This is a genomic window from Bradyrhizobium barranii subsp. barranii (assembly GCF_017565645.3).
GTDB classification, from domain to species: Bacteria; Pseudomonadota; Alphaproteobacteria; order Rhizobiales; family Xanthobacteraceae; genus Bradyrhizobium; species Bradyrhizobium barranii.
Genome location: NZ_CP086136.1, coordinates 2,895,965 through 2,911,395, shown reverse-complemented (window position 1 = coordinate 2,911,395; position 15,431 = coordinate 2,895,965). Strand labels below are relative to the sequence as shown.

Annotated in this window: 12 protein-coding genes; 4 read left to right on the top strand and 8 right to left on the bottom strand. The window is 65.5% G+C overall.

Annotated elements, in window-relative coordinates; all coding sequences use genetic code 11:
• Positions 1 to 57: 57 nt before the first annotated feature.
• From J4G43_RS14000 to J4G43_RS13980, 5 genes are all read right to left on the bottom strand, one after another.
• Positions 58 to 1,800: a methyl-accepting chemotaxis protein gene (locus J4G43_RS14000; protein ID WP_208085142.1), complete on the bottom strand. Its 1,743-nt coding sequence runs from the start codon at positions 1,798 to 1,800 to the stop codon at positions 58 to 60.
• Positions 1,801 to 2,024: 224 nt separating this feature from the next.
• Positions 2,025 to 2,258 (bottom strand): DUF6894 family protein, encoded by a 234-nt coding sequence (locus J4G43_RS13995; protein ID WP_028152150.1) that lies wholly within the window; start codon positions 2,256 to 2,258, stop codon positions 2,025 to 2,027.
• A gap of 152 nt (positions 2,259 to 2,410) precedes the next feature.
• A complete protein-coding gene (locus J4G43_RS13990; RefSeq protein WP_208085141.1) occupies positions 2,411 to 3,010 on the bottom strand; it encodes a hypothetical protein in 600 nt (199 codons plus the stop codon).
• A gap of 112 nt (positions 3,011 to 3,122) precedes the next feature.
• Complete coding sequence (gene acuI, locus J4G43_RS13985) at positions 3,123 to 4,109, bottom strand: acrylyl-CoA reductase (NADPH) (RefSeq protein ID WP_208085140.1); 987 nt, start codon at positions 4,107 to 4,109, stop codon at positions 3,123 to 3,125.
• A 41-nt stretch (positions 4,110 to 4,150) separates the two neighbouring features.
• The gene (locus tag J4G43_RS13980; protein WP_208085139.1) at positions 4,151 to 5,404 is read right to left on the bottom strand and encodes an MFS transporter; all 1,254 of its coding nucleotides are present in this window, start codon (positions 5,402 to 5,404) and stop codon (positions 4,151 to 4,153) included.
• 337 nt (positions 5,405 to 5,741) lie between these two features.
• Here J4G43_RS13980 and nadA point away from each other — a divergent pair, with 337 nt between their 5' ends.
• Genes nadA through nadC form a run of 3 tightly spaced genes read left to right on the top strand, consistent with a single transcriptional unit; the run spans position 5,742 to position 9,355 of the window.
• Entirely contained in the window at positions 5,742 to 6,848 is a 1,107-nt protein-coding gene (gene nadA / locus J4G43_RS13975; protein WP_208085138.1) for a quinolinate synthase NadA, read from the top strand.
• 9 nt (positions 6,849 to 6,857) lie between these two features.
• Complete coding sequence (locus J4G43_RS13970) at positions 6,858 to 8,465, top strand: L-aspartate oxidase (RefSeq protein WP_208085137.1); 1,608 nt, start codon at positions 6,858 to 6,860, stop codon at positions 8,463 to 8,465.
• A gap of 11 nt (positions 8,466 to 8,476) precedes the next feature.
• Positions 8,477 to 9,355: a carboxylating nicotinate-nucleotide diphosphorylase gene (nadC, locus tag J4G43_RS13965; protein WP_208085136.1), complete on the top strand. Its 879-nt coding sequence runs from the start codon at positions 8,477 to 8,479 to the stop codon at positions 9,353 to 9,355.
• Positions 9,356 to 9,463: 108 nt separating this feature from the next.
• On the opposite strand, the gene J4G43_RS13960 is transcribed toward nadC, so the two are convergent.
• From J4G43_RS13960 to J4G43_RS13950, 3 genes are all read right to left on the bottom strand, one after another.
• Positions 9,464 to 10,918, bottom strand: coding sequence for a cell wall hydrolase (locus J4G43_RS13960; RefSeq protein ID WP_208085135.1), 1,455 nt, complete (start codon positions 10,916 to 10,918; stop codon positions 9,464 to 9,466).
• Positions 10,919 to 11,426: 508 nt separating this feature from the next.
• The gene (gene ppdK / locus J4G43_RS13955; protein WP_208085134.1) at positions 11,427 to 14,378 is read right to left on the bottom strand and encodes a pyruvate, phosphate dikinase; all 2,952 of its coding nucleotides are present in this window, start codon (positions 14,376 to 14,378) and stop codon (positions 11,427 to 11,429) included.
• A 96-nt stretch (positions 14,379 to 14,474) separates the two neighbouring features.
• Complete coding sequence (locus J4G43_RS13950; protein ID WP_014497329.1) at positions 14,475 to 14,630, bottom strand: DUF3096 domain-containing protein; 156 nt, start codon at positions 14,628 to 14,630, stop codon at positions 14,475 to 14,477.
• A 223-nt stretch (positions 14,631 to 14,853) separates the two neighbouring features.
• On the opposite strand from J4G43_RS13950, the gene J4G43_RS13945 reads away from it, so the two are divergent.
• Entirely contained in the window at positions 14,854 to 15,207 is a 354-nt protein-coding gene (locus tag J4G43_RS13945) for a DUF1236 domain-containing protein (protein WP_014497330.1), read from the top strand.
• Positions 15,208 to 15,431 lie beyond the last annotated feature (224 nt).

The following is a 15,431-nucleotide window of genomic DNA, read 5'->3' as shown; positions in this document are numbered from 1 at the left end:
CGCCGCTCTTGCATTCCGAGAGTTGCGCAGGGAGCAAGGCTCTCCCTGCGGTTTTGGTCAGGCCGCGCGAACGATACCCAGGAACTTGCCGACCTCGAGCTTGAGGCGATTGCTGTCGCCGGACAGCGACTGCGCCGCCGCCAACACCTGCGAGGACGCCGAGCCGGTCTCGCTCGCGCCGCGCTGCACGTCGGTGATGTTGGACGACACTTGATGGGTGCCTTCCGCCGCCTGCTGCACGTTGCGGGAGATTTCCTGCGTCGCGGCACCCTGCTCTTCGACCGCAGCCGCGATCGCCGAGGAGATCTCCGACAACTTCTCGATGGTGTCGCTGATGTCCCTGATGGCGCCGACCGAATGCTCGGTCGCGGCCTGAATGCTGGCGATCTGCTGGCCGATCTCGCCGGTCGCCTTCGCGGTCTGCTCGGCGAGCGCCTTCACTTCAGAGGCGACCACGGCAAAACCGCGGCCCGCTTCGCCGGCGCGGGCGGCCTCGATCGTGGCGTTGAGCGCCAGCAGGTTGGTCTGGCCGGCGATGGTGTTGATCAGCTCCACGACGTCGCCGATCCGCGTCGCCGCCTTCGACAGCTCGCTGACACGGTCGGTCGTGGTGCGGGCCTGGCCGACCGCCTCGCTGGCGACGCGCGCAGATTCCTGCACCTGACGGCTGATCTCGGTGATCGACGACGACAGCTCCTCCGTTGCCGACGCCACCGACTGCACGTTGGTGGAGGCCTCTTCGGAGGCCGCCGCGACCACGGTGGTGAGCTGCTGCGTGCGCTCCGCGGTCGAGGTGAGCGTGGTGGCGGATGCTTCAAGCTCCGTGGAAGCCGATGACACCGTACCGACGATCTCGCCGACGGCGCCTTCGAAGCTGTCGGCGAGCCTGCGCATCTCGGACTTGCGCTGCTCGGCCGCGAGCTGATCCTGCCGCGACTTGGCTTCCGCGTCCTCTCGCGCCTTCTGTTCAGATACGATCTTGAATTTCTCGACGGCACCGGCGACTTCGCCGACCTCGTCCTTGCGGCCGAGGCCCGGCAGCACCACGGAGAAATCGCCGCCGGCGAGCTTCTCCATCGCCGCCGTCAATGCGCGCATCGGCCGCGCAATGCTGAAGACGGAGAAGATGCAGGCCCCGATCAGAACCAGCGCGACCAGCACGCCAGCGACGAACGAGGTCCGCGCAACGGACGCGGCCTCAGCTTCGGCTTCGGTGCGGGCTTCGGCACTCTTCTGCTTGGCAAAGTTGATGATCTCGTTGGTCAGCTCCGATATCTCTTCGTTGATCGGCGCCAGCATCTCCTTGCGGATGCGGTCGACCTCGGCCACGAGCTTTGCGAGCGGTGCTGCCGCCTCGCCGTCCTTCTTCGCGCTCAGGGCGAGCTCCTGCTTGCGGATCGCTTCGATCTGCTGTTGCCCCTTGCTGAAATTGCCGACCAACACGACCAGGCGGTCGATCCGCTTGTGATTCTCCGGCGAGCGCGACAGCTTCGCCATCTCGTCCGCGAATTTCAGGGCCGCGGTCTGCCGATCGTTGAAATAGGTGACGGCCTTCTGCAACTCGGCCGGCGACGTGGAGCTCAGGATGTCACGAATGCCGATCTGCATCCCGCGGACCGACGCCTTGGCTTCCGCGGCGCTTTGCGCGATCGACTGCTGCCCCGATGCCCCATTGCTGAGCTTCTGAACCGCAGCGTCGCCGTTCATCTGGAGGACGATCATCAGCGCGACGAGCGCGATGGTGAGTGCCGAGGTCACAGCGAGCTTGGTGCCAATTCGCAGGTTCTGAATGAACATCATCGACATAATCCCCGGATACGCATTGCCGCGCCGACGCGCGTGAACAGTCCGGGAAGGCTAACCGCGAGGTTACTCATTAACGTTAAGGGTGGCCGCGGCAGCCTGGGTAGAAATACTGAAATCGTGCTTAAACTACTGCAGTTGCGCACTTTTCACGTGCAATGAAATGGAACTCGCGGATTTGCACGCGCTGGCGTCCGTTAACGGTTGCCCGTTCGCGGTCATCAGCACACGGTCTCACCGACCAGGCTGACGCGGAAGACCGGCTTCTTGTTCTCGTCGAGCAGCTCCATGCTCCACTTCGCGTTCGGCTTCAGGTTGCGCGCGATGCTGCCGAGCAGGTTGGCGCAGACCTCGCTCATCTCGGCCCAGGCGGCGGCGCGATCCTCGAACTCGTACGGCTGGTCGGCGGCGCCGGAATAACGACCGGTGCTGATGCGAAAGAAATACAGCGACATCGTAGAACCCTTGCCCCCCGGCCCTGGGCAAACTGGGACGCGAGTCGCTACCAAGGCATGAAAGCCGCCGTCCGTATGACTACGGCGCGGCGGCTTGGTGACCGACGAATATTTTCAACGACAAAATGCGCGGGCGGTCCCGAGCAGCCAGCTCACTGGGTCGAGCGGCGCAATTCCAGCGGAGCGTCGTTCCTGGCGGGCTCCGATCTGGCTTCGGACTTCACCGGCTCGAGCCGGCTGCTCTCGACACGCGGCGTCTCGACGCGCGCGGCGACTTCAGTATTGGACGCAGCGACCGAACCGGTGCGCTCCGAAGAGCGCAGCGAACGCGGACGCGCCACGGCGCGGGCCATCAGCATCTGATTGCCGCCCTGGTGGTGGAAGTCGCAATAGGCGAAGCCCATGCCCGACACCGAGCCGCGGAAGCTGCGATCGTCGGTCTTTTCCAGGTTGAAGCAGGGCTCGAACGGAATGCCCTTGATCGAGGCGCAGACGTTCTGCCCGCGGATCTGGAGCGTGTTGCCGGGCAGGCGGAGATGCTTCACCGGGCCTGCGCCCGAGAACTGCACCGCGCCGGCGGCGCCGAGATCGTCCAGGATGCGGCCTGCGCCGCGGGTGCCGTCGAAACAGGTGAAGGCGAACACCTTACCGGCAACGAAGCGGCGCGCCTCGTCGGCGTTCATGCTTCCTGCAATGGCCGGCGCGAACGTCGCTGCCGCCGTGAAAGCCCCCAACACAATACGCGCAAGCATGCTCAACTCCGAACCAACCCCAGCGCGGGCGATGCCTTATCTCTTTACCCGCTGCTTACCATACTAACCATGGCGACATTGAAGCAGCTTGGTTGGTAAAGTCTGAACGTCGTTAGACAATTTTTACCACGATGCGGCCGCGGACCTGGCCGGCGAGGATTTTCGCGCCCCATTCCGAAACTTCTTCGAGCGGAATTTCATGAGTAATTTCAGATAGTTTTGTCCGATCCAGATCCGAGGCCAGACGCTGCCAGGCGGCTTTCCGCGGCTCGATCGGGCACATCACGGAATCGATGCCGAGAAGGCACACCCCGCGCAAAATGAAGGGTGCGACAGAAGACGGCAGGTCCATGCCGGCCGCCAGGCCGCACGCCGCGATCGCGCCGCCATACTTCGTCATCGACAGGAGATTCGCGAGCGTGGTCGAGCCGACGCTGTCGACGCCGCCGGCCCAGCGCTCCTTGGCGAGGGGCTTGGCCGCCGCCGACAATTCATTGCGGTCGATGATCTCGGCCGCACCGATCTCTTTCAAATAGTCGGCTTCCGAGGCGCGGCCGGTCGAGGCGATGACGTGATAACCGAGCTTCGAGAGCACGGCGGTGGCGACCGAGCCGACGCCGCCGGCCGCGCCCGTCACCACCACAGGGCCGCTCTTCGGCGACAGGCCGTGCTTCTCCAGCGCCAGCACAGACAGCATCGCGGTGAAGCCGGCGGTGCCGATCGCCATGGCGTCACGCGCCGACAGGCCCTGCGGCAAGGCGACCAGCCAGTCGCCCTTGACCCGCGCCTTCTCGGCATAGGCGCCGAGATGGGTCTCGCCCATGCCCCAACCGGTGCAGACGACCTTGTCGCCCGCCTTCCATTGCGGATGGGCGGAGGTTTCAACCGTGCCGGCGAAATCGATGCCGGCGATCATCGGGAAGCGGCGCACCACCGGCGCCTTGCCGGTGAGCGCGAGGCCGTCCTTGTAGTTCAGCGTCGACCATTCCACGCGGACCGTGACATCACCGTCCATCAGTTCGGCGTCGTCGAACTGCGTGAGTGCGGCGGTGGTGCCCTTGTCCGCCTTGTCGATCCGGATCGCCTTGAATGTGGCCACGACTGAACTCCCTGGACTTGTTTCAGGGGATGTTTAGCCGATCAGGCAGGCTGCGCAACCGCTCGCTGAACCGGTTTCTCGACGATCGGAAGATTGATCAGCGCGGACAGCACGCCGAACAGGATCGAGAGCCACCAGATCGGCGTATAGGAACCGAACTTTTCGAACACGATGCCGCCGAGCCAGACGCCGAGGAAGCCGCCGACCTGATGGCTGACGAAGGCGAAGCCGTAGAGCGTGGCGAGCCAGCGCGTGCCGAACATCAGCGCCACCAGCGCCGAGGTCGGCGGCACCGTCGACAGCCAGGTCAGACCGGAGACCGCACCGAATGCGATTGCTGAGAACGGCGTGATCGGGAACGAGATGAAGGCGAGCGTCGCAAGCGCACGCGTGAAATAAATCGCGGAGAGGATGTAGCGCTTGGGCAGCGAGTTCTGGAGATAGCCGACGCTCAGCGATCCCATGATGTTGAACAGGCCGATCGCCGCGATCACCCAGCCGCCGGTTTGCGTCGAGATGCCGCGATCGACCAGGAACGCCGGCAGATGCACAGTGATGAAGGCGAGCTGGAAGCCACAGGTGAAGAAGCCGAGCACCAGCAACACATAGGAGCGATGGCCGAAGGCTTCGGCGAGCGCTTTCGTGAAGGTCTGCTCATCCGCTGGCGTCGCATTGGCCGTGGTTGCGACCGGCGGCGTCGAGAGTGCCAGCGACAGCGGGATGATCAGCAGCATCAGGAAGCCGAACACGGTGAGCGCCTGCTGCCAGCCGAAATTGTCGATCAGTGCGACGCCGATCGGCGCGAACAGGAATTGGCCGAACGAGCCCGCCGCAGTGCCGGCACCGAGCGCGAGGCCGCGCTTCTCCGCCGGCAACAGCTTGGTGAAGGCCGACAGCACCAAGTTGAACGAACAGCCGGCGAGACCGAAGCCGACCATGACACCTGCGCCGATGTTCAGCGACAGCGGCGTCGAGGAATAGCGCATCAGCAGCAGGCCGCCGGCGTAAAGCAGCGCGCCGACGCACATCACCCGGAACAGGCCGAAGCGATCGGCGACCGCGCCGGCGAGGGGCTGGCCCAATCCCCACAGCAAATTCTGGAAAGCGATCGCGAGGCCGAACACGTCGCGGCCCCAGGCGAATTCGTGGCTCATCGGCTGCACGAAGAAGCCAAGCGCCGAGCGCGGGCCGAAGCCGAGCATGCCGATCGCACAGCCGCAGAGAATGATGATCGCCGGGGTGCGCCAGGAGGAGGAACGCGAGACCGGACCGAGCTCGCCCGCTTGAGTGGACATGGGTTCCTCATCAGTCGCTGGCGGATCCGGGAAAGGCAACCGCGAGTCACGCGTTTAATGCAGTTGCATGAAGATCCCAAGTCAAAAATGATTGCGTTCCACGAAGGGCTGCCGCCGGAGCATTGCGTTTCATCGCGGCGCTCCCCGACGCGCCGAGCGCGATTTAACGGGAATGTGTGCGGCTGGGGCTAGCGGCCCGCTCGGGCGCATGTTATCTTTGATTTACTCAGATTGAGTATATGTGAGCTCTAGCGAAACCCACCGGCCCTCTCGGCCGGATTTCTCAGACCCTATATATACTCATATAGAGCATAATTAGCATTCACGGGAGGCTTCGATGCCCATCACTGGAATTTACGGCCCCGACGACTTTGCCAACCGGCCGCAGGGCCAAGTCCCCGCCCCTCCTCGCGCCATACCAGCGCGAACCGGCCCCGCGCTGCCGAAGCCCTCACTGGAATGGACTGCGGACGTCGAGCGGGCCACTGCGCCGCTCTATGAGCGCGTGAAGCACGTCATCCCCCCGATCGAGTGGCCGCTGATGGCGCCGACGATCAAGGCGATCAACGAGCTGAAGCAGGCCCGCGGCGCCGTCATCCTCGCGCACAACTACCAGGCGCCGGAGATCTTTCATTGCGTCGCCGATATCGGCGGCGACTCGCTTCAGCTCGCGATCGAAGCGACCAAGGTGAAGGCGGACATCATCGTGCAATGCGGCGTGCACTTCATGGCGGAGACGTCAAAGCTGCTCAACCCGGACAAGATGGTATTGATCCCGGACGCGCGCGCCGGCTGCTCGCTCGCGGACAGCATCACGGGCGCGGACGTTCGCCTGCTCCGCGAGAAATTTCCCGGCGTGCCTGTCGTCGCCTATGTCAACACGTCGGCGGAAGTAAAGGCGGAGGTCGACATCTGCTGCACCTCGTCGAACGCGGTGCAAGTGGTCGAGAGCCTGAACGCACCGACCGTGATCTTCCTGCCCGATCGCTACCTTGCAACGTATGTCGCCTCGAAGACCGACGTGAAGATCATCGCCTGGAAGGGCGCCTGCGAGGTGCACGAGCGCTTTACCGGCGAGGAGCTGCGCGCCTATCGCGAGGCCGACCCGTCGGTGCAGATCATCGCGCATCCCGAATGTCCGCCTGATGTGCTGGCGGAAGCCGATTTCACCGGCTCGACCGCGCACATGATCAACTGGGTGCGCGAGCGGCGGCCGCGGCGGCTCGTCATGATCACGGAATGCTCGATGGCCGACAATGTCCGCGCCGAGCTGCCCGATGTGGAGATGCTGCGCCCCTGCAATCTCTGCCCGCACATGAAGCGCATCACGCTCGCCAACATTCTGAACAGCCTGCTCACGCTTGGCGAGCAGGTCACGATCGATCCCGCGCTCGCGGAACGCGCGCGGCGCTCGGTCGAGCGGATGATCAATCTGAAGAATTGAGAGTGAGACATGCAAGACAACATCCACAATCTCACCCGCAGCACCGATGACGTCGTCATCGTCGGCGGTGGCCTCGCCGGACTCTTTTGTGCACTGAAGCTCGCGCCGCGGCCGGTAACGCTGATCTCGGCCGCTCCGCTCGGACAGGGCGCATCATCCGCCTGGGCGCAAGGCGGCATCGCTGCGGCCGTGGCCGAAGGCGATAGCCCGGAGGCGCACGCCGCTGACACCATCGCCGTCGGCGGCGGCCTCGTCGACGAGGCGGTCGCACTCGGCATCGCGCGCGAGGCCGCGCCTCGGATTCACGATTTACTCGCCTATGGCGTGCCGTTCGACCGCGACCTCGAAGGCAAGCTCGCGGTCGGCCGCGAGGCCGCGCATTCGGCGCGGCGCATCGTGCATGTGCGCGGCGACGGGGCCGGAGCCGCGATCATCGCGGCACTAAGCGAAGCTGTGCGCCGCACGCCATCGATCCGACTGATCGAAGGCTTCGTTGCGGAAGCGCTGTTGACCGAGGACGGCGCGGTCACGGGTCTTCAATTGCGCGAGGCCGGCAATCCCGCTGCACGTCCGCTCCTGCTTGCCTCTCGCGCGGTGGTGCTGGCGACCGGTGGCCTCGGCCATCTCTATGCCGTCACCACCAACCCGCTCGAAGCCAGCGGCTCGGGCCTTGCGATCGCCGCGCGCGCTGGTGCAGTCATCGCCGATCCCGAGTTCGTGCAGTTCCATCCGACCGCCATCATGGCCGGGCGCGATCCGGCGCCGCTGGCAACGGAGGCGCTGCGCGGCGAAGGGGCAACGCTGATCAACGGCGATGGCGAACGTTTCATGACGGCGCTCCATCCGCTCGCAGAGCTCGCTCCGCGCGACATCGTGGCCCGCGGCGTGTTCGCCGAGATCGCGGCCGGGCGTGGTGCCTTTCTCGATGCCCGGCAGGCGCTCGGTGCGCGCTTCGCCGACAAGTTCCCGACCGTGCATGCAAGCTGCATCGCTGCCGGCATCGATCCCGCCACGCAGGCTATCCCGATCGCGCCGGCGGCGCATTACCACATGGGCGGCATTGCGGTGGATGAGCGCGGCCGCAGCTCGATCGACGGGCTCTGGGCCGGCGGCGAAGTGTCGTCCACCGGCGCGCATGGCGCCAACCGGCTGGCGTCGAATTCGCTCTTGGAGGCGGTGGTCTACGCCGCCCGCATCGCCGACGACATCGCCGGCCGCGCCATCCCCTCGCCTGCCCGCCTTCCCGATGCGTTGGTGACGTCGCGTGGCGGCATGACGGACGCTGCCGCCGTGAAGCGGTTGCGAACGATGATGAGCGCGCATGTCGGCGTGATCCGCAGCAGTGACGGGCTTGCGGAGGCCGTGCGCAGCTTCGCCGCAGTCGAACGCGGGCCCGCAAGCGTCGTTCTCCGCAACATGGCGGCGTCAGCCTTGCTCGTCGCGACTTCCGCCTGGAGCCGGCGCGAAAGCCGCGGCGCGCATTTCCGCTCCGACCATCCGGCGGATGTCCCCACGCTAGCACAGAGAACGATGACGACGCTCACGGAGGCACGTGAGATCGCGGAGAGCCTGAGCGAGCGTCCGCTGCCACGCACCGCCCGACCGATGATCGCCTGATGGAGTTCCCCATGATCACCCCGACGTCACTGCTCTATCCCGACACCTTCCTGTCGCCGCTTGCGATCGATGAGGCCGTGCATCGCGCGCTCGACGAGGATCTCGGCCGCGCCGGCGACATCACCTCGCTTGCGACGATCCCGGAGGCGACCAAGGCGCAGGCGATCCTGGTCGCGCGCCAGTCCGGCGTGATCGCCGGCCTGCCGCTGGCGCTGGCGACGCTGCAAAAGCTCTCATCCGATATCGAGGTGCGCGCACATGTCCGCGACGCCGCACGGGTTGCCCGCGGCCAGCACGTGCTGACGATCACGGGCCCGGCGCGCGCCATCCTCACGGCGGAGCGGACCGCGTTGAATTTCGTCGGCCGGCTATCAGGCGTCGCGACGCTCACGGCCGACTACGTCGCGCGGACCGAAGGCACGACAATGCGCATCTGCTGCACGCGCAAGACCACGCCGGGATTGCGCGCGCTGGAGAAATACGCCGTGCGCTGCGGCGGCGGCTTCAACCACCGCTTCGGGCTCGACGATGCGATCCTGATCAAGGACAACCACATCGCGGTCGCCGGCGGCATCCGCCCGGTTCTGGAGCGCGCCCGCGCCCATGCCGGTCATCTCGTCAAGATCGAGATCGAGGTCGATACGCTCGCGCAATTGCGCGAGGTGCTCGGCGCCGGGCTCGCCGACGCCGTGCTGCTCGACAACATGGACCTTGCGACGCTGCGCGAGGCGGTGCGGCTCAACGAGGGGCGCCTCGAGCTGGAGGCATCCGGCGGCGTCACGCTGGAGTCGATCGCGGCCATCGCGGCGACCGGCGTCGATTACGCCTCGGCCGGCGCGCTAACGCATTCGGCGCCGAATTTCGACTGCGCGCTGGATATCGAGGCGTGAGCCACACCGTCATGCCCGGGCTTGTCCCGGCCATCCACGCCTCGCCTCGCAACACAAAGAACGTGGATGCCCGGGACAAGCCCGGGCATGACGAACTTTCGTGAATGATTACCTTCGCTCGGTCACACCCATCTCGGCGGAGCTCTTGGCTTCCTGGGCGAGCTCGGCGGAGAGTGCCGCAGTCTGGGCCGGGGTGCCCCAGCTCGGTTCTTCGCTGCCGTCGCCCCAGGCGCGCGGGCGATAGAAGGTGTGGACGCCGGTCTTGTACATCTTCTTCATCTCGGCGACCCAGGACGGACGCACCCAGTAGGCGTGGTAGTGCGTGGACTTGCCCACTTCGGGCAGCCAGATCTGACCGTCGAGCATCGCCTTCGAAATCTTTTTCGCGCGCTCCCACATCTCGGGCTCGCGGATCACGTCGGCATTGTTGTCGCAGGCGAAGGTGAACTGACACGCCAAATGGCGGTGCTTGTTCTGATAGACCGCGCCGCACACGGTGTCCGGATATTTGCCGGAGAAGACGCGGTTCATCACGACTTGCGCAACCGCCATCTGGCCACGCACGGCCTCGCCGCGCGATTCGAAATAGACGGCTTCGGCGAGACACTTCTCGGCCTTTGCGCGCGACTTGTCGTCGAGCGCGAGCCGCTCCGCCGGCGATCTGGCGCGCTGGTTGTCGGCGTTGACCTCGCCCTTCGGCGCGACGCTCTCGCCGCTTTCGATGTCCCTGGCGATCTCGGCCGACGGCGGCGACAGCGCGGCCGTCACCTTCATGTCAGGGTCGGGCATCACGATCAGCGGCTCGGCGCCGGGCTGCCAGCTCTCGATGCTCTCGAGATTGCCGCCGAGCGAGGAGCTGCCGAAAAACAGGTTCGAGGTCTTGACGCGGAAGGGATCGCGCGGCGCCACGTCCGGAAGGGTCGCCTGCTTCAGCGCCTCGAGCGGCTGAACCGCGAACGCGCGCGCCGCGTCACTGGCTTGTGGCGGATTGGCATATTGCGGCAGCGGCGGCGCACGCAGCGCTTCCTGAAGCTCAGGATCGAGCGCCGCCGCGGACTCCGGCGACATGATTTGTGGCAACGCGGCGGTCTTGGCGCCGAACACCGAGCTGTTCGATGTCGCGGGATCTTGCTGCGCCGGCGCAGCCGATGGTGCGCTCGTCTCGGGAACCTGCGTGGGTGTGACGCTTGCGAGGCGATCGCCCTTCATGGAGCGATCGACCTTGGGAAAATCGGCGGCCTGGTAGCGCGGCGGCGCCTGAAGCGCAGGATTGCGGCTGATCGCGCCGGTGACGTCGCGACCATCGAGGCTCGCGAGGCGAACCATCGCGCTCTGCGGAAGCGACGTGCCGATCGGACGGGAAAAGCTGTAGGTGGCGAGCTGGATCGAGGACGCGGCGGAAAACACCTGCTTCTGCCAGCGCTCGGCGACGCCGGGCTGACGCGCCAGCAACGACGCGATATCCTGATAGCCGGTCTCTCTCGGCATCAATGCGAAGATGCAGAGACCGATTCCGAAGGACGCGAACCGCGCGCCCTTCGGATGGTTACGCAACACTGACATCGACACGCTCACGCTACGCTTACGCCAGAAAAATCGAACCGCAGTACGTCCGTACAATTCGATCTTTATCGTCAGTATCCAATTTAGGTTGCCGGGGCGTTAATCGGCGTTGCGCGTGCGGCACACTCAAGCGATTGCAGGCGGTTTCACGGGCAATGATGCACGTTGGTAAACGCCGCCTCTCGTAAAGCGGTAAACATTCGGTCAACGCGAATGGTGAAGGAACTCTTGCGCGCGCGTCTCATTACGGGACGCGGGCGGCTCCATCGTTTACGGGAACCACGTCCCGCAAACACCGCTGTCATGCCCCGGCTTGACCGGGGGCATCCAGTACGCCGCGGCTTCTCAATTCAATCACGGTTGTCTCGGAATACTGGATCGCCCGGTCAAGCCGGGCGATGACAGTGAGTGTGGGGCGCTCGCAATGAAGTGTGGGTGGAGTGTCGCATCAAATGAAAGAGGCGGGGCCTAGCCCCGCCTCTTCGCATTCAGCACTTCAACGCCGCGCTTACGCCTGGCTCGCGATCGCCTTGCCGAGCGCCGCCTGCGCCGCGGCAAGACGGGCGATCGGCACGCGGTAGGGCGAGCAGGAGACGTAGTCGAGGCCGATGTCGTGGCAGAAGGCGACGGAGGCGGGATCGCCGCCGTGCTCGCCGCAGATGCCGACCTTGAGCTTCGGGCGCGTCTTGCGGCCGCGCGCGACGCCGATCTTGACGAGCTCGCCGACGCCTTCCTGGTCGAGCGCGACGAAGGGATCGACCGGGAGGATGCCCTTGGACACGTAGGTCCCGAGGAAGCTCGCGGCGTCGTCGCGGCTGATGCCGTAGGTGGTCTGCGTGAGGTCGTTGGTGCCGAACGAGAAGAACTCCGCGCTCTCCGCGATCTCGGCCGCGAGCAGGCAGGCGCGCGGCAGCTCGATCATGGTGCCGACCTGGTAGGCGATCTTGGTGTTGGTGTCGCGCATCACGGCTTTCGCGGTGGCATCGATGCGCGCCTTGACGAGGTCGAGCTCCGCCTTGGTGGCAATCAGCGGCACCATCACCTCGAGGCCGACGGCCTTGCCGGTGCGCTTCTCGGCCTCGACTGCGGCTTCGAAGATCGCACGCGCCTGCATCTCGGCGATCTCCGGATAGGCGATCGCGATGCGGCAGCCGCGGAAACCGAGCATCGGATTGAACTCCGAGAGCTCGCGCGCACGGTCGGCCAGGCGCCGCGGGTCGGTGTTCATGGCGCGTGCCACTTCCTCGACCTCGGCATGGGTGTGCGGCAGGAATTCATGGAGGGGAGGATCCAGAAGCCGGATCGTGACGGGCAGACCCTTCATGATCTCGAACAGCTCGACGAAGTCGGCGCGCTGCATCGGCAGCAGCTTTGCGAGCGCGGCGCGGCGCGACTGCTCGTCCTCGGAGAGAATCATCTCGCGCACCGTGCGGATGCGCGTCTCCTCGAAGAACATGTGCTCGGTGCGGCACAGGCCGATGCCTTCCGCGCCGAACTTGATCGCGGTGCGCGCATCCTCCGGCGTGTCACCGTTGACGCGCACGCCGATCTTGCGGACCTGGTCGGCCCATTTCATCAGTGTGCCGAACTCGCCGGACAGCTCCGGCTCGATCATCGGCATGCGGCCGGCGAGCACCTGGCCGAGCGAGCCGTCGATGGTGATGACGTCGCCAGTCTTGAAGGTGCGGGAGCCGATGCTCATGGTGCCGCGGCCGTAATCGACGCGGATGGTGCCGCAGCCGGAGACGCAGGGCTTGCCCATGCCGCGCGCGACCACCGCCGCATGCGAGGTCATGCCGCCGCGGGTGGTCAGGATGCCTTCGGCGGCGTGCATGCCGTGGATGTCTTCCGGGCTGGTCTCGATGCGGACCAGGATCACCTTGCGCCCGTCGGCCTGGAGCTTGGCCGCCTCGTCCGAGGAGAACACGATCTCGCCGGAGGCCGCGCCGGGCGAGGCCGGCAGGCCGGTCGCGATCACGTCGCGCTTGGCGTCGGGATCGATGGTCGGATGCAGCAGCTGGTCGAGCGAGGCGGGATCGATCCGCGTCACCGCTTCCTTCTTCGAGATCAGCCCTTCATTGGCGAGCTCGACCGCGATGCGCAGGGCCGCCTTGGCAGTGCGCTTGCCGCCGCGGGTCTGGAGCATCCACAGCTTGCCCTGCTCGACCGTGAACTCCATGTCCTGCATGTCGCGGTAGTGCTTCTCGAGCAGCGTGTAGATCCGCGTCAGCTCCTTGAAGGCTTCCGGCATCGCCGCTTCCATCGACGCCTTGTCGGAACCGGATTCCTTGCGCGCTTCCTCGGTGATGTCCTGCGGCGTGCGGATGCCCGCCACCACGTCCTCGCCTTGCGCGTTGATCAGGAACTCGCCGTAGAGCTTGCTCTCGCCGGTCGAGGGGTTGCGGGTGAAGGCGACGCCGGTCGCCGACGTCTCGCCCATGTTGCCGAACACCATGGCCTGCACGTTGACCGCGGTGCCCCAGGATTCCGGAATGTCGTGCAGCCTGCGATAGGTCACCGCACGCGCGTTCATCCAGGATGAGAACACCGCGCCGATCGCGCCCCAGAGCTGGTCGTGCGGGTCCTGCGGGAAATCCTTGCCGGTCTCGCGCGCGACCGCGTCCTTGTACTTGCCGACCAGCCCGACCCAGTCCTCGGCGCTGAGGTCCGTATCGAGCGTATAGCCCTGGCTGTCCTTGAAGGTGTCGAGGATTTCCTCGAAGTGATGATGCTCGAAGCCGAGCACCACGTCCGAATACATGGTGATGAAGCGGCGATAGCTGTCATAGGCGAAGCGACGGTCACCCGACAGTTCCGACAGCGCTTCCACGGTCTCGTCGTTCAGGCCGAGATTGAGCACGGTGTCCATCATGCCCGGCATCGAGGCACGCGCGCCGGAGCGCACGGAGACGAGCAGCGGGTTTTTGACGTCGCCGAACACCTTGCCGGTCAACTTGCCGACATGGTCGAGCGCCTTCTCAACCTGCGACTGCAATTCCTTCGGATAGGATTTGTCGTGTGCGTAGAAGTAGGTGCAGACCGAGGTCGGGAGGGTGAAGCCGGGAGGCACGGGAAGGCCGAGATTGGCCATCTCGGCGAGGTTGGCGCCCTTGCCGCCAAGCAGGTCGCGCATCTCCGTCCGGCCCTCGGCCTTGCCGTCGCCGAACGTGAACACCCATTTGCCGGCCTTGGCCGCGGCTGGCGCCGCCTTGGCGGGCGCGGCCTTTTTGGGGGCGGGCTTCACGGCAACCTTCGGCGCAGCCGACTTGGTCGCAGCCTTCGCCGCCGGCTTCGGAGCGGGCTTTGCAGCCGACTTTACAGCCGCCTTGGCGACCGGCTTCGGGGCGCTCTTGGCGAGTGCCTTGCGAGCCGCCGGCGCGGCTTTCGCCGCGGCGGAGGACTTTGATTTCGCTGGCGTTTTCGCTGGAGTTTTATTGGGCTTCGAGGCGGCTTTGGCCATAGCTTGCACACAACCTGCGAGAGGAAAGGGAAATCGCGCGCCTTACACCACTTTGGGCAGGCCCGCGCAAGTCGAAGAGTTCCGGAAAATGAAGGCCTAGAGATGGAGCCACTTCAACAATCCGAGCCCGATCGCACCATTTATGATGAGAAAGATCGCGACGATCAGGTTGAGAAGGCGCGGCATGATCAGGATGAGCACGCCCGCAAGCAGCGACAGAAGCGGCGAGATGTGGGCGACGGTGATGTGCATGAATTGTCTTTCCGTGACGTGAGGCGAATCGCGGCTGGATCATACCGGACCGGGTTCCGCGGGTAGAGACGCACAAGGCGCGAACAGGTTCCCGGCTTCGCGAAAACTGCCCGAAATTGCCGCTGATGCGGCAGGGCTTTTCCCGGAACATTGCGAAGGGGACATGCATTGGCAACCGGTCGCGCCAGTAGCGCCGACTGAAATCAGTTCGAAGGAGTTGCCCATGCGGAACAGGATTCTCGCCCTCGCTGCGCTTGGCGCCGCGCTCGGCTCGCCGATCGCAGCGTCTGCGCAATCCGGTCTCACCGTTGGCCGCGCGCCTGTCGTCGTCGACAGCGGCCCGACGATTGCGGTCGAACAGAGGCCGGCATTCCGCGAATATGTCGTCGAGCAACGTGTGCCGGCCTTCCGTGTCCCGGATCGCGTGGTGGTCGGCGCCACCTTACCTGAAAGCGGCGTCACTTATTATGACGTGCCGCAACGTTTCGGCGCCACCACCTACCGCTACACCGTCGTAAACGGCGCAACCGTGCTGGTCGAGCCGCGCTCGCGGCGCATCGTCGAGGTGATGGATTAGATTCTCGTCCGAACGCGTTTTCTTCACGCGAACCGGTATCCACTTCGCTCGAAAACGCTTCCGATCAACTCGATGTCCGGCGTGTCACTTCAATCAGGCTGGCGCGCATCGCGTAGTACGGACATCAGGCCCCGCCCGGTTCTCCCCCCGCCGGGCGGGGCTTTTTTGGGCGTCGTCTGTGCACGCTCTCATGTCCCGAGCAAGCGCAGCGCGACCCGGGACCC